Here is a 20,130-nt window from a genome sequence, read left to right as displayed (position 1 = left end):
CCCCGGGGCACGAGTAAGCTTTCGGGGTTGTTTTTCGTGCCGGCGGCAGGAGTAGGGCGTTGAGCGACGCGGTTCGCGAGTCGGAGATCGCCGCCGAGCAGGCATATCTCGACCGGGTCTACACCCGGCTCGACCAGCTGCGCATCTCCGCCGCCGAGGTGGAGAAGGCCGGCTACAGCCTGGCTCGGGTCGGCAACTTCGGCGCACTCGTCGAGCGCGACGCGATGGTGTACCACGCCGCCCGCCGCCGCCGGGCGCTGGAGAGCGAGCACGACGGGCTGGTCTTCGGCCGGCTCGATCTCGGCCCCGACGGGGTGTCCGGCGCGGACGCGGCGGCCGTTCCGCCCGCGGTGCCGGGTGGCGAGGTGCGGTACGTCGGGCGCCTCGGACTGCGCGACGAGACGTACGAGTCGCTCGTCGTGGACTGGCGCGCCCCCGCGGCGGCGCCGTTCTACCGCGCGACCCCCACCGACCGGATGGGCGTGGTCCGCCGGCGGAGCATCCGCAGCACCGCCGAGAAGGTCGTCAGCATCGAGGACGACCTCCTCGACCCCTCGTCCGCGCCGGAGTCCATGGCCGTGATCGGGGACGGTGCGCTGCTCGCCAACCTGTCCCGCGCGACGGGCCGGGGCATGAAGGACATCGTCGCGACCATCCAGCGCGAGCAGGACGACGCGATCCGCTCCCCCGCATCCGGGGTGACGATCGTGCGCGGCGGCCCCGGCACCGGCAAGACCGCGGTGGCGCTGCACCGCGCCGCCTACCTGCTGTACGCGGACCGCAACCGCTACGAGTCCGGCGGCGTGCTGGTCGTGGGCCCGTCGGAGGTCTTCGTCGGGTACGTGTCGCGCGTGCTGCCCTCGCTCGGTGAGGACACGGCGTCGCTGCGCTCGCTGGGCCAGCTGGTCGAGGGCGTCCACGCGACCCGGCACGAGCCGCCGGAGGTGGCCGCCGTGAAGGGGTCGCTGCGCATGCAGCGGGTCCTCGGCCGCGCGGCCCGCGGTCCCGTGCCCGACTCGCCCGACCGGATTCGCATCCTGTACCGCGGGGAGCTGCTGAGCCTCGACAAGCCGGCCCTCGACGACCTGCGCCGCACCGTGCTGAACCTGGGCGTCAAGCGCAACGCCGCCCGCGCCAAGGCGGCCGGCCACGTGCTCGACGCGCTGTGGCGGCAGAGCGTCGAGCTGCTGCCGTCCGGCCGGCAGCAGAAGCGCGAGGAGTTCGCCCCGGACATCGCCGAGCGCCCGGAGTTCATCAGGTTCATGCGCGGCTGGTGGCCGGTCCTGCGCCCGGCCGAGGTGCTCGGCTGGCTGGCCGACCGGCACCGACTGTCCCGCTGGGCCAACGGCGTGCTGAGCAACAAGGAGATCGGCGTCCTGGCCGGCTCGATCTCGGTCGGCGACCTGTCCGTCGAGGACGTGGCGCTGCTCGACGAGCTGCACGAGCTGCTCGGCGACCCGCCGGTCCGCAAGCGCCAGCCCCGCGACCCGTTCCAGGTCGCCGAGGGCGTGCGCGAGGTGACCACGTACGCGGACCGGATGGCGGCCGCCCGCGCCCAGGCCGTCGAGCGCCCGACCGACTACCGCGACTACGCGCACATCATCGTCGACGAGTCGCAGGACGTGTCCCCGATGCAGTGGCGCATGATCGGCCGCCGTGGCCCGCACGCCACCTGGACGATCGTCGGCGACCCGGCCCAGGCCGCGTGGGCCGACGCCGCCGAGTCCGGCCGGGCGATGGACGGCGCGGTGGGCACCCGCCGCCGCTCGTCCTTCACGCTGACCACCAACTACCGCAACTCGGCCGAGATCTTCGAGGTCGCGGCCCGCGTGATCCGCCGGGTGCAGCCGGACATCGAGCTCCCGACGGCCGTGCGCTCCTCCGGCGTGGCTCCGGTCGAGCGGGTGGTGGCGTCGCAGGAGCTGGAGTCCTCGGTCCGCGCCGCTGCCCAGTCGCTGCTGGACCAGGTCGAGGGCACGGTGGGCGTGATCACCCCGACCAGCCGCCGCGACGAGGTGGCGAAGTGGGTCGCCGACCTGGCGCCGGACCGCCTGCAGACGGTGGGGGCGCTGGACTCGAAGGGCATGGAGTACGACGGCGTCCTCGTCGTCGAGCCGTCGGACATCCGCGAGGAGGCGGAGACGGGCTTCCGCACGCTGTACGTGGCGCTGTCGCGAGCCACCCAACGCCTGACGACGGTGGGCACCCGCGCGTTCTGACGCCCACGCACCCGCCCGCTCCGGCGGGCCCATGATCGTGGAGTCGACCGGAGCCGCCACCGCCCGCGCCGGTCGCACGCGGCACGCTCGGGTGACGTTTCGGAAATGTCGCCCGCCGCGTCCGGGCCGGGTTGGCGGAGCCGGAGGAGCCGGCGCCGGAAGTTGCGTCGGGCGAGCCGGAACCGCGTCCTCCTCACAGAACCGAACGAGAACCTCCAGACCTCAGCATGAGTCGATGGGCGTGCCGCTTCACCAGCCATGATTCGCGCAGGCCGATGCGATTGCGGAGCGGAACCGGCACACGCCGGCGGCGGGTCACCGAGATCGCTGTTCGAGTTTGTTGACTTCTGGTCGGCTAGGTTCGAAGCTGTACGCCATGCGAGCGCGCCCAGACTTCGGCCGGGTCGGCGGGGTGCACACCCGCCCCCGCGACGTAACGTCTGCGGTGGAATCCGTGACGGAAACGGCGAAGGGACCGGCGTGATGCTCGCACAGCAACGTCAGGCGGCCATTCTCGACCTGGTGCGCCGCCACGGCGGCGTGCGGGTGAGCCAACTGGTCCGCCAGTTCGGCGTGTCGGACATGACCATCCGGCGCGATCTCGAGGCGCTCGCCGACCGCGGCCTGGTCGACAAGGTGCACGGCGGCGCCACCATCGCCGGCCCCGGCTCCACCGAGGAGCCCGGCTTCGACGCGAAGTCGGTGCGCCAGCGCAACGAGAAGGCGGCGATCGCCGAGCGGGCCGCCAAGCTCATCGAGCCGCACACCGCGGTCGCCCTGTCCGCCGGCACCACCACCGCGGCGCTGGCCGCGCACCTCGTCGACGTGCCCGGCCTGACGATCGTCACCAACTCGATCCCGGTGGCCGACACGCTGTACCACGCCGGCCGCCCCGACCAGACCGTCGTGCTCACCGGCGGCATCCGCACGCCCTCGGACGCCCTCGCCGGCCCGGTGGCGGAGGCGGCGATCGGCTCGCTCAACGTCGACGTCCTGTTCCTCGGCGTGCACGGGATGAGCCCGCGCACCGGTTTCACCACCCCGAACCTCATGGAGGCGGGCACCAACCGCCTGCTCGTCGCCGCCGCCCGGCGCCTGGTCGTCCTGGCCGACCACACCAAGTGGGAGATGGTCGGCATCGCCACCATCACCCCGCTCGACGAGGCGGACATCCTCATCACCGACGTGGGCCTCGCCGCCGAGGCGCGGGTCCAGCTCGCCGAGCGCGTCGGAGAACTCATCGTCGTGGATCCGAACGACTAGCAAGGACCCCTGGAGAACGAGTGAAGCGCACGGTCACCCACCTCGCCGACGGCCGGGAACTCATCTACTTCGACGAGCGCGACGACGCGTCCCGCGACGCCGTCGACCAGCGGGAGCTGCCCCCGCCGCCGCCCGCCTCGGAGATGCGGCACGACCCGGTCCTCGACGAGTGGGTGGCGATCGCCACGCACCGGCAGACCCGCACCTACAAGCCGCCGTCCGACGAGTGCCCGCTGTGCCCGTCGACGCCGCGGTGGCCGAGCGAGATCCCGGCGCCGGAGTACGACGTGGTCGTCTTCGAGAACCGGTTCCCGTCGTTCAGCCACCGGGTCGGGCCGGCGCAGGACGACGTGCTCCCCGGCCTGGTGCCGGCCCGGGGCGCGGCCGGGCGGTGCGAGGTCGTCTGCTTCACCTCCGACCACAACGCCTCGTTCTCGTCGCTGTCGAAGGACCGGGTGCGCACCGTCGTGGAGGCCTGGGCCGACCGGACCGCCGACCTGGCCACGCGCGACGACGTCGAGCAGGTGTTCTGCTTCGAGAACCGGGGCGAGGAGATCGGCGTCACGCTGAGCCACCCGCACGGCCAGATCTACGCGTACCCGTTCGTCACCCCGCGGACCCGCCGCATGCTCGACTCGGCCCGGCGGTATGCGCGAGGGAACCTCTTCGCCGACGTGCTGGCGGCGGAGCAGGCCGACGGGCGCCGGATCGTGGCGGAGAACGGCCTCTGGACCGCCTTCGTCCCGGCGACCGCTCGCTGGCCGTTCGAGATCCACCTGTACCCCAGGCGCCAGACCCCGGACATCCCCTCCCTCACCAGCGCGGAGCGGGACGCGTTCGGGCCGCTCTACCTGGAGGTCCTGCGCCGCCTCGACGGGATGTTCGGGCTGCCGATGCCGTACATCGCCGCCTGGCACCAGGCACCGGTGCGCGTCGACCGGGACCTGGCCTACCTGCACCTGCAGCTGTTCAGCACGCGGCGGGCGCCGGGCAAGCTGAAGTACCTCGCCGGATCCGAGTCCGGCATGGGCGTGTTCGTCAACGACGTGCGGCCCGAGGAGGCCGCCGAGATGCTGCGGGAGGTGAGGCTGTGACAGCCGAGTCACGGCTGCCCGGAGGCCGCTACGACACGGTCTGGGCGAGCCCCGGCCGGGTCAACCTCATCGGCGAGCACACCGACTACAACGACGGGTTCGTCCTGCCGTTCGCGCTGCCGCACAGCACGGTGGTCGCGGCCCGGCGGCGGGCGGAGCCCGGCTGGTCCGTCACGTCGGAGCAGACCGGCGAGACCGTCACGTTCCACGAGGAAAAAGTCGAGGGCTGGGCCGCCTACGTCGCCGGGATCGTCTGGGTGCTGCGCGAGGCCGGCCACGAGGTGCCGCCGGCCGACCTGTGGGTGGCCTCCGACGTGCCGTTCGGCGCCGGGCTGTCGAGCTCCGCGGCGATCGAGTGCGCGGCGATGGCCGCCCTCGTCGAACTGGCGGGGGCGGACCTGCCGATGCAGCTGCGGCCGCGGCTGGCCCAGCGGGCCGAGAACGAGTACGTGGGCGCGCCGACCGGCGTCATGGACCAGGCCGCCTCGACGCTGTGCCGGGCCGGGCACGCGCTGTTCCTCGACTGCCGCTCCCTGGCGACCGAGCAGGTGCCCTTCGACCTGGCCGAGGCCGGCCTGGCCATCCTGGTCGTCGACAGCAAGGCCCCGCACGCGCACGTCACCGGCGAGTACGCGGCCCGCCGCCGCTCCTGCGAGGATGCGGCCAAGCTCCTCGGCGTGACCGCGCTGCGCGACGTCGACGTGGCCGGGCTCGACGGCGCCCTGGCCCAGCTCGACGACGAGGTGATGCGCCGGCGGGTCCGGCACGTGGTCACCGAGGACCAGCGGGTCCTCGACACCGTGGCGGCCCTGCGGTCCGGCAGCCTCCGCGCGGTCGGCTCGCTCATGACGGCGTCGCACGAGTCGATGCGCGACGACTACGAGATCACCGTGCCGCAGGTCGACACGGCCGTGCGGGTGGCGCTGGAGCACGGCGCGTACGGGGCCCGGATGACCGGCGGCGGCTTCGGCGGGTGCGTGCTCGCCCTGGTCGAGGAGGACGACTGCGGGAGCGTCGCCGCGGCGGTGCGGGAGGCGTTCGCCGCGAACGGCTTCGCGCCTCCCGACACCTTCGTCGTCACACCCGCGGAGGGGACGCGCCGGGTCAGCCTCAGCAGATGAGTCGAGCGTCGGCCCAGTCGGCGTGGTCGTAGTCGATGCTGCCCGCGCCGCCGACGACCAGCCGGAGGTTCGTGCGCCCGGCCACGCTCACGTCGACCGCCACCGGCGCGCCCGCCGTGACCGTCGGGCTCGTCCAGAGCGTCACGCCGTCGCCGAGGACGCTGAACGTCACGCCCGTCGACGACGTGCCCACCTCGGCGTCCAGCCCGGCGACGGCCGTGAACCGGCTGCACGCGCCGCCGAGCGGGACGGTGAGGTCGCTCGCCGCGTGGGCGCCGACACCCTTCGGATACGCGACCCCGCCGACGGTCAGCACGCTGCCGTCGGCGGCCGGCTGCTCGCCGTTGGAGGCGTCGCGCTCGACCGGGCCCCAGCCGTTGGTCGCCGTGCCCCAGGTGCGGTCGCTGACGAACGAGCCGGCGCCGGCGGTGCCGCAGACCAGCGTCGGCGCGCCCCAGTCGGCGTGGTCGTACTGGATGCCGTTCGTGCGCGCGTCGGCCACCCGCAGCTCCAGGGTCAGGTAGCCGCCGGTCGACACGGTGAGCCGGGTCGGCGCCTGTCCCCCGGTCTTCACGGCGGTGTAACCGAGCAGGCGGCCGTCGCCGTAGACGGCGAAGCGGACCGAGCCGTTGGCGCCCACCTCGCCGTCGACGCCGACCTGCGCGGTGAACGTGCTGCAGGCGCGCCCGAGGTACACGTGGACCGCCGAGTCGGCGTGCGCGCCGATGCCCTTCGCGAACGTGGTGCCGCCGACGCTCAGCGTCCCGCCGTCGCCGGCCGCCTGCTCGCCGTTGGCGCGGTCGCGCTCCACCGGTCCCCAGCCGTTGCTCGACGCGAGCCACGGCAGGTCGCTCACCTGGAGCGTGCCGGACGCGGGCGGCGCGGCCAGGGTGCCGGCCCGGGTCACCCGGACCATCGCCACGCCGTGCGCGGGCACGGTCGCCGAGATCGTGCCCGTCGTCGTGGCGGTGCCTGCCGTCCAGAGGTTGCGCACGGCGTACGAGCTGGAGCCGCCGAGACCGAGGGCCGCGGCGGACGTCGACACGGTGGTGGCGGCGCCGCCCCGGTTGAACAGCACGGCGGCGACCGAGCCGTCGCTCATCGGCTTCGCCCACACCTCCTGGTCCCCGGTGTCGGCCACCCGCCGCCCCTGCGAGCCGGCCCAGTCCTGGTTGACCGCGAGGACGTCCGGGTTGCGCAGGATCGCGAGCGTGGACGCGCTGACGCTGCGCAGGTCGTTGCCGAGCAGCAGCGGAGCGGACAGCAGCGACCAGAGCGAGAAGTGGGCGACGTTCTCGTCGGCGGTGAGCCCGCCGTTGCCGACCTCCAGCATGTCGGGGTCGTTGTAGTACCCCCTGCGCGCGAACGGCTCCAGCCCGGCCTGCTGGTCGAGCAGGGAGGTGACGCTGCCCCAGTTGTCGCTGATGTCGCCGGTGGTGCGCCAGTAGCTGCCGCCCACGTTCGGCCCGAAGACCCACGGCTCGTCGTCGCCCCAGTTGCAGATGCTGTAGACGATATGCCGGCCGGTGGCCTTGAGCGCGTCGCCCATCGCCTTGTACCGCTGCAGCGCCGGCCGCCCCTGGTTGTTGCAGTTGTCGTACTTCAGCAGGTCGACGCCCCAGGACGCCCACGTCTGGGCGTCGACGGTCTCGTGGTCGAGGCTGGCCGGCAGCCCCTGGCAGGTGGCAGTGCCGGCCGACGAGTAGATGCCGAGCTTGAGCCCGCGGGCGTGGACGTAGTCGGCGAGCGCGGCGATGCCGCCCGGGAACCGGACCGGGTCGGGGCGCAGCCGGCCCTGCGCGTCGCGGGTGCTCGCCATCCAGCAGTCGTCGATGTTGACGTACGTGTAGCCCGAGTCGCGCAGGCCGGTGCTCACCATGGCGTCGGCGGTCGCCCGGATGAGGTTCTCGTCGATGTTGCAGCCGAACCGGTTCCAGCTGTTCCAGCCCATGACCGGGGCGGTGATCGGTCCCGGGGCCGGGGTGGCGGCGGCCTGTGACACCTCGGCGGGTCCGGCGACAACGACAATGATGGATGTGATGGCCACCGTGGCAGCGGCGGCCAGGCGGGCGGTTCGTCGGATCATTGCAGCTCCCTGCGTGCAATAGATCGAACTTGTTGGATATTTTTGTACGCCGCTGTTTGGTTCTGCACAAGCTTCGACACGACTGCGCACACATCCCGAGCCTGTGACAGTTGGTGTTCGATTTTGTTTCGGCTAGTGCAGAGTCTTGACAGAAAAAGTTGGAGGATGAGTGAATGCGGTACACCCCAACGCGGTTCGTCAATATGGACCGCGGTCCACCCCTCGCTCTAGGGAGTGACCGACATGATCGGAATGCGTGGCCGTTGGCGGCCCGCTCTCGCCGTTCTCAGCGCCGCCGCCCTGCTCATGACCGGCTGCGCGAAGTCCGAGGACGAGCCCGGCGGCTCGCCCACGGCCGACACCTCCGCCGCCGCGCAGACGACGAAGTCCGCGGACGCCGGCGGTTCCACCTGCACGCTGCAGCAGTTCGGCGGCCAGAAGGTCGACCTGAAGACCGCGACGGTCGGCTTCTCCCAGTCGGAGAAGGAGGCCAACCCGTTCCGGATCGCGGAGACCCAGTCGATCAAGGACGAGGCCGCCAAGCTCGGCATCCCCGCGTCGAACCTCAAGCTGACCAACGCCGACTCGAAGTTCGACAAGCAGATCACCGACGTCAGCACGCTCCTCGACCAGGGCGTCCAGCTGCTCATCGTCGCGCCGCTCAACTCCGACGGGTGGGACTCGGTCTTCCAGAAGGCCGCGCAGAAGAAGGTCCCGATCGTCACCATCGACCGCAAGATCAACGCGAAGCACTGCACGGACTACCTGACGTTCATCGGCTCGGACTTCTACGAGCAGGGCAAGCGCGCCGCCGACAAGATGGCCAAGGCCCTGAACAACGCCGGCACGGTCGCGATCCTCCTCGGCGCCCCGGGCAACAACGTCACCACGCTGCGGACCAACGGCTTCAAGGACCAGATCGCGAAGGTCGCCCCGAACATCAAGATCGAGTTCGAGCAGACCGGCCAGTTCTCCCGCGAGGAGGGGCAGAAGGTCGCCGAGCAGCTGCTGCAGTCGAAGCCGAACATCAACGGCATCTACGCCGAGAACGACGAGATGGCACTCGGCGCGATCACGGCGCTCAAGGGCGCCAGCAAGAAGGCCGGCGACGTCAAGATCGTGACGATCGACGGCACGAAGGGCGCGGTCCAGGGCATCGTCGACGGCTGGATCTTCTCGGTCATCGAGTCGAACCCGCGCTTCGGTCCGCTCGCCTTCGGTGCCGCCCAGAAGTTCTTCAACGGCGAGGCGATCCCGGAGAACATCATCATCTCCGACCGCGAGTACGACGCCAGCAACGCGCAGTCCGACCTCGGCCTCGCGTACTGACCCTCCCGGACCGGGGGCCCGGGCCGGTCGGTCTGGGCCCCGCGGCACGAACGCGGCAAGGAGAGCCGATGTCCGAACCCCTGCTCGAGGTCGTCGGGGTCAGCAAGCAGTTCCCGGGCGTGCGCGCCCTCGACGACGTCTCGTTCACGCTGCGCCCCGGCGAGGTCCACGCCCTCGTCGGCGAGAACGGCGCCGGGAAGTCGACGCTCATCAAGGTCATCACCGGCGTGTACCGCCCCGACGGCGGCGAGGTCCGCTTCCTCGGCCGCCCGGCCGCCTTCGCCGGGCCGCTCGACGCCCAGCACGCCGGCATCTCGACCATCTACCAGGAGGTCAACCTCGTCCCGCTGATGAGCGTGGCGCGGAACCTCTTCCTCGGCCGGGAGCCGCGCAACCGCCTCGGCCTCGTCGACGTCGGCCGGATGCACCGCGAGGCCGCCGAGATCCTGGCCGGCTACGGCATCACCTCCGACGTGCGCCGGCCGCTCGGCCTGATGGCGCTCGGCGCCCAGCAGATGGTCGCCCTCGCCCGCGCCGTCATGGTCGACGCCCGGGTGGTGGTGATGGACGAGCCGACCTCGTCGCTGGAGCCGCGCGAGGTCGAGACCCTCTTCGGCGTCATCCGCCGGCTGCACGAGGGGGGCGTCGGGATCGTCTACGTGAGCCACCGGCTCGACGAGCTGTACCGCATCTGCGACAGCGTCACCGTCCTGCGCGACGGCCGCCTGGTGCACAGCGGCGCGCTCGCCGGCCTCGACCGGGTCGCGCTCGTGTCGCACATGCTCGGCCGGCCCGTCGCCGAGGTCCGCCGCGAGGGCTTCACCAGCTTCGCCGGCTCGCACGACACCGCCACCGACCGGCCGCCGGTCCTGCGGGCCGAGGGGCTCAGCAGCCGGTACCGGCTCGCCGGCGTCAGCTTCGCGGTGCGGCCGGGCGAGGTGGTCGGGCTCGGCGGGCTGCTCGGCGCCGGCCGCAGCGAGACCATCAAGGCCGTCGCGGGCGCGCTGCCGCTGGACTCGGGCACCGTCGAGATCGACGGGAAGCCGCTGCGCCGGCCGACGCCGGTGCACGCCCTGCGCGCCGGGATCGCCGTGCAGCCCGAGGACCGCAAGGCCGAGGGCCTCGCGCTCGGCCTGTCGGTGCGCGAGAACATCGCGCTCGCCGTGCTGCCCCGGCTGTCGGCGGCGGGCCTGGTGTCGGAGAAGAAGATCGACCGGATCGTCGAGACGTTCATGACCCGGCTGCGCATCAAGGCCGCCGGCCCGCACCAGCGCGTCGGCGACCTCTCCGGCGGCAACCAGCAGAAGGTGCTGCTGGCCCGGCTGCTGGCGACCGGGCCGAAGGTGCTGCTGCTCGACGAGCCGACGCGGGGCATCGACGTCGGCGCGAAGGCCGAGGTGCAGGCGCTCATCGACGAGCTGGCCGCGGAAGGCCTCGGGGTGGTGCTGGTCTCCTCCGACGCCGAGGAGCTGATCGAAGGGTCCGACCGGGTGGTGGTGCTGCGCGACGGAGCCGTCGTCGGCGAGCTGCGCGGCGACCAGGTGACGACGGAGCAGCTGATGAACACGATCGCGGTGGCCGCCTCATGACCACGCTTGTCTCCGCACCCTCGCTGCCGCAGCGGCTGCGCGGCTGGCTGCCCGCCTACGGCGTCTACGTCGCCATCGTCGTGCTGGTGCTGTTCAACATCGCCTTCACCGACAACTTCCTGCAGTGGCAGAACCTGCGCATCCAGCTCGTGCAGGTCACCCCGGTCGTCATCGTGGCGCTCGGGATGGCGCTGGTCATCGGCACCGAGGGCATCGACCTGTCGGTCGGGTCGGTGATGGCCCTCGGCGCCGCGCTGATCCCGCTGTACCTCGGCTACGGCATGGTCCCGGCGATCCTGCTCGCGCTGCTCGGCGGGCTGGTGATCGGGCTGGTCAACGGCGGGCTGGTCGCGTTCGTCGGGCTGCAGCCGATCGTCGCGACGCTCGCCATGCTGGTCGCCGGCCGGGGCATCGCCCTGGTCCTGTCCAGCGGGCGGTACAAGGACATCCGCAACGCCGACTTCCTGGCCATCGGCACCGACGCGTTCCTCGGCGTGCCGTACACGGTCTGGGTCGCGGCCGTCCTCGCCGTCGTCGTCGGGTTCGTCGTGCGCCGCACGGTCTTCGGCCGGCGGCTGCTCGCGATCGGCGACAACCGGCCGGCCGCCGAGCTGGCCGGCGTGCCGGTGCGGCGGGTCCTGGTGACCGTCTACGTCGTCGCCGCGGTGCTCGCCGCGGTCGCCGGCGTCATCCAGGTGTCGCGCATCGGCTCGGCCGACGCGTCGCGGATCGGCCTGCTCATCGAGCTGTCGGCGATCACCGCGGTCGTCGTCGGGGGCACGCCGCTGACCGGCGGCAAGATCCGCGTGCTGGGCACCGTCGCCGGCGCGTTCCTGATGCAGCTGCTCACCGCGACGATGATCGCGAACAACCTGAAGGACTCGACCGCGCAGATGGTCCAGGCGGTCATCATCCTGGTCGCCGTCTACGCGGCCCGCGAACGGAGGACCCGATGACGCTCGTCGCGGATTCGGCAACCGACAGGGCCGAGACGGCCTCGCAGCGCACCGAGCGGATCGTCGAGCTGGTCCAGCGCCAGGGCGCCCTCGCGGTCCTGGCGATCGTCGTCGTGGTCGGGGCGGTGGCCTTCGACAGCTTCCGCACCTACGACAACGTCGGCACGGTCCTCATCTCGGCCGCGCCGCCGGCCCTCATCGCGCTCGGCATGACGTTCGTGATCGTCAGCGGCGGCATCGACCTGTCCGTCGGCTCCCTCTACGTGCTCGGCGGGGTCCTGGCCGCCTGGGCCTCGCAGTACGGTGTCGTGGCCGCGTTCGCGCTGCCCCTCGCCGCCTGCGGGCTGTTCGGGCTGGTGCAGGGCCTGGTCATCGCCTACGCCCGGCTGGCGCCGTTCATCGTCACGCTCGCCGGGCTGCTCGGCGCGCGGGGGCTCATGCTGGCGCTGTCGGGCGAGGGCCGCGAGACGTACCTGGTGCAGGCCGACCCGTTCAAGCACTTCGGCACCGGCGAGCTCCTCGGCATCGGGTACCCGGTCTACCTCGTCGCCGGGCTGTTCGCGCTCGGCATGCTCCTGCTGTACCGCACGCGCCTCGGCCAGTCCGTCTACGCCATCGGCGGCAGCGAGGACGCGGCCCGCCTCATGGGCGTGCGCATCCGGGCGACGCAGATCCGCGTCTACGTCCTGTCGGGCGTGCTGGCCGGCCTGGCGGGGGCGATCAACGCGGCCCGCCTGGGCTCGGGCGTGACGGTGCTGGGCACGGGCATGGAACTGGACGCGATCGCGGCGGTCGTCATCGGCGGGACGCTGCTCACCGGGGGCGCGGGCACGCTCGGCGGCACGATCGCCGGCGTCCTGCTGCTGCAGGTGATCCAGAATCTGATCAACCAGGTCGGCACGGTCACGTCGGCCTGGCAGACGGTGATCAGCGGTTCGTTCATCGCGCTGGTCGTGGTGGCGCAGACGTACCTGACCCGCCTCCGCCGGGTCGCCTCCGGCTAACTCCGCCGGCTGGCCGGCACCGCCTCGTCGCGCTGTGACGTTGGTCGATCTACCCTCACAATTCGAGATCAACATGAGGGTGGATCGACCAACGTCGACGCCCGGCTCGCCGGCCCGGCACCCGCGGCCCCGACGCTGCGGGCGCCTGGGCCCGGCCACGAGAACACCCGCACGACCGACGCCTGCTCCGTGATCGCGACGACTTGGGCACTCCCGCGTACAAGAATCCTTCGCGATCATGGAGAACGGCGCGGGGACGCGGGGCGGGGCGGGCACGGCACCGCACGGACACAGCCCGCGCAAGCACAGCCCCGTGCACGCACACCGCTGCGCACGCACAGCGCCGCGCGGCTTGCTTTCTGCAGGTTGCAATCCTCCACGCTCCGCCGCGAACCGCACACGATGTGCGACCTCGGCGCGCACGGTCGCCCCAACATGGGTTTCTCACGTCCCCTGGGAGCCCCTGCCAGCGTTGGGAGGATTGCGCGTGAGCGTGCCTGGATACCGAGACACGCCGGGACCACAATGGGATCCCCACTCGCCGGTGGATCCCGCCGAGGCCGAGGAGTTCCTCGACCTCTACCACAAGGAGAACCCGCAGCACGGCAACCCCCGCGCCCGCCTCGCCGAGGTGCGGGACGAGATCGAGGCGACCGGAACCTACACCCACACCTACACCGAGCTGGTCTTCGGCGCCCGGGTCGCCTGGCGCAACGCGAGCCGGTGCATCGGCCGGCTCTACTGGCGCAGCCTGGTGGTGCGCGACCTGCGCAAGGTGAGCGCGCCGGACGAGATCTACGAGGAGCTGGTGCGGCACCTGCGCCTCGCCGGGCAGCGCGAGCGCAACGTGATCCGGCCGGTGATCTCCGTCTTCGCGCCGAACGTGCCGGGGCAGCCGGGCACGCGGCTGTGGAACGAGCAGCTGATCCGCTACGCCGGGCACCGGCACGCCGACGGGACCATCGTCGGCGACCCGCGGTACGTCGCGTTCACGGAGACCCTGCAGCAGTACGGCTGGCGGGGCAAGCCCGACAACGCCTTCGACGTGCTGCCGCTGGTCATCGAGGGGCCGGGCGGCGAGGTCAGCCTCTACGAGCTGCCGGAGCACGCGGTGTGGGAGGTGCCGATCGGGCACCCGGAGCACCGGTGGTTCGCCGAGCTGGGCCTGCGCTGGCACGCCATCCCGGCGATCTCCAACATGCGGCTGACGATCGGCGGCGTCGACTATCCGCTGGCGCCGTTCAACGGCTGGTACCTGGGCACCGAGATCGGCGCCCGCAACCTGGCCGACCCCGACCGGTACGACCTGCTGCCGGTCGTCGCGCAGCGGCTCGGGCTGGACACGAGCACCGAGCGGTCACTGTGGAAGGACCGGGCGCTGGTCGAGCTGAACCGGGCCGTGCTGTGGTCGTTCGACCGGGCGGGCGCGCGCATCAGCGACCACCACACCGAGTCGGAGCGGTTCCTGGCCCACATGACCAGCGAGGAGCGCTCGGGCCGGGCGACCCCGGCCGACTGGTCGTGGATCGTGCCGCCGATGAGCCCGGCGACCACGGGGGTGTTCCACCGGTACTACACCGAGGCCGACCAGCGGCCGGGGTTCTACCTCGACCCGGAGGCCCGGGAGCTGGGCCGGCGCGGCCGCTCACCGGTGGCGGCGGCGGAGCCGCCGGTCGCGGTGGACGAGCCGTCGCCCGCCCACCGCTCCTGGCTGAGCCGCTGGTTCATGCGCCGGAGTTCTTGAGCACCTCGGTGATCGCGTCCGCGGCGGCGTCGATCTCGTCCACGGTGACCACCAGCGGCGGGGCGAGGCGGAGCGTCGAGCCGTGCGTGTCCTTCGCCAGGACGCCGCGGGCCATCAGGCGCTCGCTCGCCGCGCGGCCGGTCATGAGGGCCGGGTCGATGTCGACGCCGGCCCACAGGCCGCGGCCGCGGACCGCGGTCAACCCGTGGCCGACCAGGTCGGCGAGGCGGGAATGCAGGTGCGCGCCGACCTCCTTGGCGCGCGCCTGCGGCTCGCCGGTGTTCAGCAGCGCGATCACGGCGCGGGCGACCGCGCACGCGAGCGGGTTGCCGCCGAACGTGGAGCCGTGCTCGCCCGGGCGGAGCACGCCGAGGACGTCGCTGCCGGCCGCGACCGCGGACACGGGGACGATGCCCCCGCCGAGCGCCTTGCCGAGCACGTACATGTCGGGGACGACGCCCTCGTGGTCGCAGGCGAACGTGTCGCCGGTGCGGCCGAGGCCGGACTGGATCTCGTCGGCGACGAACAGCACGCCGCGCTCGGTGCACAGGGCGCGGACGCCGGTGAGGTACCCCGCGGGCGGGACGAGGACGCCGGCCTCGCCCTGGATCGGCTCCAGCAGTACCGCCACCGTCGTGTCGTCGATCGCGGCGGCCATGGCGTCGAGGTCGCCGTAGGGGACGACGCGGAAGCCCGGCGTGTACGGCCCGAAGTCGGCCCGCGCCTCCGGGTCGGTCGAGAAGCTCACGATCGTCGTGGTGCGGCCGTGGAAGTTGCCGTCGGCGACCACGATCGTCGCCCGGCCGTCGGGCACGCCCTTGACCTTGTACCCCCACTTGCGGGACACCTTGATCGCGGTCTCGACGGCCTCGGCGCCGGTGTTCATCGGCAGGACCAGGTCCTTGCCGCACAGCTGCGCCAGCTCGTGGCAGAACGGGCCGAACTGGTCGTGCAGGAACGCCCGGCTGGTGAGCGTGACCCGGTCGAGCTGCTCGCGGGCCGCGGCGACGAGCGCCGGGTGGCGGTGACCGAAGTTCAGCGCCGAGTAGCCGGCCAGGCAGTCGAGGTAGCGACGGCCGTCGACGTCGGTGACCCAGGCGCCCTCGGCCTCGGCGATCACGACCGGCAGCGGGTGGTAGTTGTGCGCCGTCCAGCGCTCCGCCTCGGCGACCGCGGGGGCGGTCCGGTTCGTGACAGCGGCGGTCATGCGTCCTCCGCTTCGCTCCGGCCACATGCCTTCAAAACTGAGCCCATGACGACCGGCCCCTCCGCTTCGCTCCGGACCAGTCATGAGCGCACCTCCAGCGTGCAGCACTTCGGTCCGCCACCGGCCTTGTGCAGTTCGGACACGTCGACCGGCACCGGCTGGAACCCCTTCGACGCTAGCGCCGCGGCGAGGCGGGTGGCGGCGGCCGGCAGGACGACCCGGTGACCGTCGCTGACGGCGTTGAGCCCCAGCACGGCGGCGTCCTCGGCGGTCGCGACGACCGCGTCGGGGTACAGGCGGCGCAGCACCTCCCGGCTGCCCGGCGAGAACGCGCCCGGGTAGTACGCGACGTTCGTCGCCGACAGGACGGTGAGCGCGGTGTCGAGGTGGTAGTAGCGCGGGTCGACCAGCTGCAGGCCGATCACCGGCCGGCCGAAGAGCTCCTGCGCCTCCAGGTGCGCCGCGTGCTCGGTGCGCAGCCCGGTGCCGGCGAGGATGACCTCGCCGGCCAGCAGGAGGTCGCCCTCGCCCTCGTTGACGTTCTTGGCGGCGTGGACGTCGAAGCCGTTGCGCGCGAACCAGGACAGGTAGGCCGGCCCCTCGTCGGCCCGCTCCGGGTGGCGGAACTGCGCCCCGTAGACCCTGCCGTCGACGACGGTCGCGCCGTTGGCCGCGAACACCATGTCGGGCAGGCCGGGCACCGGGTCGATGAGGTCGACGGTGTGGCCGAGCGACAGGTACAACTCGTACAGCGTGGTCCACTGCGCGACCGCCCGCTCGGTGTCGACCGGCGCGGTCGGGTCCATCCACGGGTTGATCGCATAGTTGACCGTGAAGTACGTGGGGCGGCACATCAGGTAGCGACGGCTCATGATGAAAAATCTACGGCCGTCCCGGGCGGCGAACCATTGCAATCCGCTGCTTGTTGGCGCATCTTCATTGTCTGATACGGCGGGAAACCGGCGATTCGTTGCCTACTTCAGCTCGCGCCAGCTCCCCGGCTGGGCCAGCAGCCCGGACACGCAGTTCATCGCCTCGTCCTCGTCCGTGAACTCGTAGCGGCGGGCCCGCCCGTCGGCACCACCTTCGCGGGACTCCACCCACCAGATGCCGGCGTCCTCGAACAGGTACACGTCGCGGCGGGCGAGCCGCCCCCAGGCGCCGTTCCACCAGTGCTTTCTGCGCTCCATAGCCGCGTATTCGAACACACGTGCCAACACCGGCGGAAGCCCGGCCCGCCCATATTGATCAGAACGGTTAGCCCACCCCCGGCTCGGGTACGCCGTTTGTGCCGTTTCGCTCCTGGAGGTGCCGCAATGTCGTCCGACCTCGTCGAGAGACTCGTGGCCGACCACCGCCGGCTGGAGGAGCTCTTCGCCGAGATCGAGACGGCCACCGACCCGGCCGCCCGGCGGTCGGCCCTCGACGCGGCGACCGCGCTGCTGGCCGGCCACACGCGCGCCGAGGAGGAGCGCCTGCACCCGCTGCTCGGCGCCGAGATCGCCGCCTACGAGGCGGCCGAGCACGCCCGGGTCGACGAGCTGGTGGCCCGCCTGGCCGAGCTCAACGACGTCGACCCGGCCTTCGCCGAGCTGCTGGCGGCCCTGCTGGACACCGCCCGGCAGCACATGCAGGAGGAGGAGACCGAGCTGTTCCCCCGCCTGCTCGGGTGAAATCGGCGGGTGTGACGGATTGGGTGGCCGGGTAAGCCACTATTCATGGCAGTTCCGGAAGACAGGCAACCGCTCATCGCCACGCTCAAGAAGGCCGCCTTCCATCTCAAGGAGTCGGGCATCCCCTTCTGCCTCGCGGGCAGCTTCGCGGTCTACGCCCGCGGCGGCGAGTCGGTCGACCACGACATCGACTTCCTCATCAAGGAGGAGGACGCCGAGCGGGTGCTGACCGCGCTGAGCGAGGTCGGGTTCCGCGGCGAGGTGCCGCCCGAGGGCTGGCTGGTGAAGGCCTGGGACCAGACCGACGCCGGCGACCTGCTCATCGACATCATCTTCTGCCCGGTCCAGCGCCCGGTGACCGACCAGACCCTCGCGGACACCGATGTCATCGCGGTCAACGCCTGCCACATGCCGGTGCTCTCGGCGACCGAACTGATGATCCACAAGGTGCTGACCTGGTCGGCGCACTACTGCGACTTCGCCCGCGGGCTGCCGGTCGCCCGGTCGCTGCGCGAGCAGATCGACTGGCCCCGGGTCTACCGGGAAACGGCCCACTCGCCGTACGCGCATGCTTTCCTGTTCCTGATCGACCGGCTCGGCGTGATGTCGCTCGCAGAGGCCAGCGCCCTGTCGGCAGCCGTTTAGGGGGCTCCACGATGACCGTCGACCAGTACGTCGAGAGCGAGCTGCAGCACCTGCTCGCCGAGGACGAGCGCATCACCGAGCAGGGCATCCGGTTCGTCCGCACCGAGGGCGGCGGGATCAGCCTGGTCGGCGAGGTGGAGAGCGCCGAGCGCCGGGACACGATCTGCCGGGTGGTCAGCGAGGCGTTCCCCGAGCTGCCGGTGCGCTGCAACATCGGGGTCACGCGGGTGCACGAGCCGGAGGAGGTCGAGGAGCTGTGAGCGACTTCGTCCGCGTGGCGGCGGTGGGCGACGTCCACCTCGACGCCGACGTCCTCGGCCGCTACCGGCCCGCCCTGGAGCACCTCGGCGACAAGGCCGACATGCTGCTGCTGGCCGGCGACCTGACCCGGCACGGCACCCCCGACGAGGCGCACTGCGTGGCCCGGGAGTTCGGGGATCTGGCGGTACCGGTGATCGCGATCCTCGGCAACCACGACTACCACAGCGACCAGCAGGACGAGGTGGCGAAGATCCTGGAGGACGCCGGCCTGATCGTCCTGGAGTGCTCCGGCACCGTGCTCTCCTGCAACGGCCTGCGCGTCGGCGTGGCCGGCACGAAGGGCTTCGGCGGCGGCTTCGCCGGAGCGTGCGCGAGCGAGTTCGGCGAGCCGGAGATGAAGGCGTTCACCAGCCACGGCCGCGAGTTGGCCGAGCGGTTCGGGCACGCGCTGGCCGCGCTGGACTGCGAGGTGCGGATCTCGCTCACCCACTATGCGCCGGTACCGGAGACGCTGCTGGGCGAGCCGCTGGAGATCTACCCGTTCCTGGGCTCGTACCAGCTGGCCCAGGCGATCGACGGCGCCCCCGGCGTGGGCCTGGCGGTGCACGGCCACGCCCACGCGGGCTCGGAGCGCGGCACAACGCCGGGCGGCGTGCCGGTCCGCAACGTGGCCCACCCGGTGATCAAGCAGGCCTACAACGTCTACCAGCTCCCCTCGGTCCTAGCCCCGGTCTGACCTCCCCACCCCCTCCGCCCCGCGCCCCCTCCGCCCCGTCCGCCCCGCGCCCCCTCTCGCGTCGATCTTGCACTTGTGGTGCCAGGACACGCCGCGAATGTCCCGGTTTGGCAGGCACCACAACTGCAAGATCGACGCAAGGTAGGGGGCGGGGCGGGGGGGCGGGTGGTGGGTGTGGGGTTAGAGCGGGTGGACCAGGTCGGTGCGTAGCTGGGTCAGGGCGTGGGCCAGCAGGCGCGACACGTGCATCTGGGAGATGCCGAGCTGCTGGGCGATCTGGGTCTGGGTCAGGTTGCCGAAGAAGCGCATGGCCAGGATGTGCTGCTCCCGGGCCGGGAGACGGGCGATCAGCGGCCGCAGCGACTCGCGGTCGTCGACCGCCTCCAGGTCGCGGTCCACGCCGCCGAGCAGGTCGGCCAGCTCGGCGCCGCGCTCCTCGCCGCCCGCGGGGGCGTTGATCGACAGCGCGCGGTACGCGTGGCCGGACTCCAGGCCCTCGATGACCTCCTCCTCGGACACGCCCAGGCGCCCGGCGAGGTCGGCGACCGTCGGCGAGCGGCCCAGTTCCTGGGCGAGGTCGCCGGAGATCCGGCCGATCTCCAGGCGCAGCTCCTGCAGCCGCCGCGGGACGCGGACGTCCCAGCCCTTGTCCCGGAAGTGCCGCTTGAGCTCGCCCACGATCATCGGGATCGCGTAGCTGGCGAAGGCGGCGCCCCGCGCGGGGTCGTAGCCGTCGACGGACTTGATCAGGCCGAGGTTGGCGACCTGGTTGAGGTCGTCCTGCGGCTCGCCGCGGTTGCGGAAGCGGCGGGCCAGGTACTCGGCGAGCGGCAGGTACAGCTCGATCAGCCGGCCGCGGACGCGGGCCCGGTCGGGGCTGTCCGCCGGCAGGTCGCCGAGGAGCGTGAGCAGCGCCTGCGCGGCGGACTCGGTGTCCTTGCCGGTGGGCCGCGACGAACCGGTGGGCCGCAACGAGCCGACGGACCTCGACGAACCGGTGAGCTTCGGGACGGAACGGTGGGCGGTGACGGTCATGAGGGGATCCCCCTGCCTGCTGCCACGGCCGGGCACGAGCGGCGAGGTGTCCACGCCGGCTCCGGCCGGGGACGGAGTGCGCCTGCTGGCACCCGTGGTCTCGAGCGCCTGGCACCTGCCCGCCGTCGCCGACCGGTGGAGTGACCACTAGCCGTTCGGCTGATGCGG

General features: G+C 72.2%; 19 protein-coding genes. 14 read left to right on the top strand and 5 right to left on the bottom strand.

Features of this window, described 5'->3' with window-relative positions:
- Nucleotides 1–59: 59 nt before the first annotated feature.
- The 4 genes from IEZ31_RS24490 (at nucleotide 60) to galK (ending at nucleotide 5,697) form a co-directional block, all read left to right on the top strand.
- Nucleotides 60–2,219 carry a HelD family protein gene (locus IEZ31_RS24490; protein WP_190252294.1) on the top strand — a complete coding sequence of 720 codons (2,160 nt, stop codon included), beginning with the start codon at nucleotides 60–62 and terminating at the stop codon, nucleotides 2,217–2,219.
- A 483-nt stretch (nucleotides 2,220–2,702) separates the two neighbouring features.
- Nucleotides 2,703–3,482, top strand: coding sequence for a DeoR/GlpR family DNA-binding transcription regulator (locus IEZ31_RS24485; protein ID WP_190252293.1), 780 nt, complete (start codon nucleotides 2,703–2,705; stop codon nucleotides 3,480–3,482).
- 20 nt (nucleotides 3,483–3,502) lie between these two features.
- Entirely contained in the window at nucleotides 3,503–4,576 is a 1,074-nt protein-coding gene (gene galT, locus IEZ31_RS24480) for a galactose-1-phosphate uridylyltransferase (RefSeq protein WP_190252292.1), read from the top strand.
- Complete coding sequence (gene galK, locus IEZ31_RS24475; protein ID WP_190252291.1) at nucleotides 4,573–5,697, top strand: galactokinase; 1,125 nt, start codon at nucleotides 4,573–4,575, stop codon at nucleotides 5,695–5,697. Before galT ends, galK begins: the two co-directional genes overlap by 4 nt.
- On the opposite strand, the gene IEZ31_RS24470 is transcribed toward galK, so the two are convergent.
- Nucleotides 5,687–7,783 carry an NPCBM/NEW2 domain-containing protein gene (locus IEZ31_RS24470; protein WP_190252290.1) on the bottom strand — a complete coding sequence of 699 codons (2,097 nt, stop codon included), beginning with the start codon at nucleotides 7,781–7,783 and terminating at the stop codon, nucleotides 5,687–5,689. The genes galK and IEZ31_RS24470 overlap by 11 nt on opposite strands.
- Nucleotides 7,784–8,026: 243 nt before the next feature.
- On the opposite strand from IEZ31_RS24470, the gene IEZ31_RS24465 reads away from it, so the two are divergent.
- The 5 genes from IEZ31_RS24465 (at nucleotide 8,027) to IEZ31_RS24445 (ending at nucleotide 14,405) form a co-directional block, all read left to right on the top strand.
- Nucleotides 8,027–9,112, top strand: a complete 1,086-nt coding sequence (locus IEZ31_RS24465) for an ABC transporter substrate-binding protein (RefSeq protein ID WP_229835802.1) — start codon at nucleotides 8,027–8,029, stop codon at nucleotides 9,110–9,112.
- 68 nt (nucleotides 9,113–9,180) lie between these two features.
- Complete coding sequence (locus IEZ31_RS24460) at nucleotides 9,181–10,701, top strand: sugar ABC transporter ATP-binding protein (RefSeq protein WP_190252289.1); 1,521 nt, start codon at nucleotides 9,181–9,183, stop codon at nucleotides 10,699–10,701.
- Nucleotides 10,698–11,657, top strand: a complete 960-nt coding sequence (locus IEZ31_RS24455; protein WP_190252288.1) for an ABC transporter permease — start codon at nucleotides 10,698–10,700, stop codon at nucleotides 11,655–11,657. Before IEZ31_RS24460 ends, IEZ31_RS24455 begins: the two co-directional genes overlap by 4 nt.
- Nucleotides 11,654–12,661: an ABC transporter permease gene (locus IEZ31_RS24450; RefSeq protein ID WP_190252287.1), complete on the top strand. Its 1,008-nt coding sequence runs from the start codon at nucleotides 11,654–11,656 to the stop codon at nucleotides 12,659–12,661. The genes IEZ31_RS24455 and IEZ31_RS24450 overlap by 4 nt, the downstream gene beginning before the upstream one ends.
- Before the next feature lie 487 nt (nucleotides 12,662–13,148).
- Nucleotides 13,149–14,405: a nitric oxide synthase oxygenase gene (locus IEZ31_RS24445; RefSeq protein ID WP_229835801.1), complete on the top strand. Its 1,257-nt coding sequence runs from the start codon at nucleotides 13,149–13,151 to the stop codon at nucleotides 14,403–14,405.
- Here the strand turns inward: IEZ31_RS24445 and rocD are convergent.
- The 3 genes from rocD to IEZ31_RS24430 form a co-directional block, all read right to left on the bottom strand.
- A complete protein-coding gene (gene rocD, locus IEZ31_RS24440) occupies nucleotides 14,386–15,612 on the bottom strand; it encodes an ornithine--oxo-acid transaminase (RefSeq protein WP_190252285.1) in 1,227 nt (408 codons plus the stop codon). The two genes, IEZ31_RS24445 and rocD, sit on opposite strands and share 20 nt — an antisense overlap.
- Nucleotides 15,613–15,692: 80 nt before the next feature.
- A complete protein-coding gene (gene ddaH, locus IEZ31_RS24435) occupies nucleotides 15,693–16,484 on the bottom strand; it encodes a dimethylargininase (RefSeq protein ID WP_190252284.1) in 792 nt (263 codons plus the stop codon).
- Between the two features lie 102 nt (nucleotides 16,485–16,586).
- Nucleotides 16,587–16,802: a hypothetical protein gene (locus IEZ31_RS24430; protein WP_190252283.1), complete on the bottom strand. Its 216-nt coding sequence runs from the start codon at nucleotides 16,800–16,802 to the stop codon at nucleotides 16,587–16,589.
- Nucleotides 16,803–16,928: 126 nt separating this feature from the next.
- Here IEZ31_RS24430 and IEZ31_RS24425 point away from each other — a divergent pair, with 126 nt between their 5' ends.
- From IEZ31_RS24425 to IEZ31_RS24410, 4 genes are read left to right on the top strand one after another with little or no spacing between them, the layout of a single operon-like run.
- The gene (locus tag IEZ31_RS24425) at nucleotides 16,929–17,285 is read left to right on the top strand and encodes a hemerythrin domain-containing protein (protein WP_190252282.1); all 357 of its coding nucleotides are present in this window, start codon (nucleotides 16,929–16,931) and stop codon (nucleotides 17,283–17,285) included.
- A gap of 45 nt (nucleotides 17,286–17,330) precedes the next feature.
- Nucleotides 17,331–17,930, top strand: a complete 600-nt coding sequence (locus tag IEZ31_RS24420; RefSeq protein ID WP_190252281.1) for a nucleotidyltransferase family protein — start codon at nucleotides 17,331–17,333, stop codon at nucleotides 17,928–17,930.
- Nucleotides 17,931–17,941: 11 nt separating this feature from the next.
- A complete protein-coding gene (locus IEZ31_RS24415; protein WP_190252280.1) occupies nucleotides 17,942–18,190 on the top strand; it encodes a hypothetical protein in 249 nt (82 codons plus the stop codon).
- A complete protein-coding gene (locus IEZ31_RS24410; RefSeq protein WP_190252279.1) occupies nucleotides 18,187–18,927 on the top strand; it encodes a metallophosphoesterase family protein in 741 nt (246 codons plus the stop codon). The genes IEZ31_RS24415 and IEZ31_RS24410 overlap by 4 nt, the downstream gene beginning before the upstream one ends.
- Before the next feature lie 180 nt (nucleotides 18,928–19,107).
- On the opposite strand, the gene IEZ31_RS24405 is transcribed toward IEZ31_RS24410, so the two are convergent.
- Complete coding sequence (locus IEZ31_RS24405) at nucleotides 19,108–19,962, bottom strand: RNA polymerase sigma factor SigF (RefSeq protein WP_190252278.1); 855 nt, start codon at nucleotides 19,960–19,962, stop codon at nucleotides 19,108–19,110.
- Between IEZ31_RS24405 and IEZ31_RS24400 the strand changes: the two genes are divergently transcribed.
- A complete protein-coding gene (locus IEZ31_RS24400) occupies nucleotides 19,961–20,113 on the top strand; it encodes a hypothetical protein (protein WP_190252277.1) in 153 nt (50 codons plus the stop codon). The genes IEZ31_RS24405 and IEZ31_RS24400 overlap by 2 nt on opposite strands.
- Nucleotides 20,114–20,130: the final 17 nt, after the last annotated feature.

The sequence above is a fragment of the Dactylosporangium sucinum genome (assembly GCF_014647515.1).
Lineage (GTDB): Bacteria > Actinomycetota > Actinomycetes > Mycobacteriales > Micromonosporaceae > Dactylosporangium > Dactylosporangium sucinum.
The sequence above is the reverse complement of the archived record's forward strand: the minus strand, read 5'-3'. Positions and strand labels throughout refer to the sequence as shown.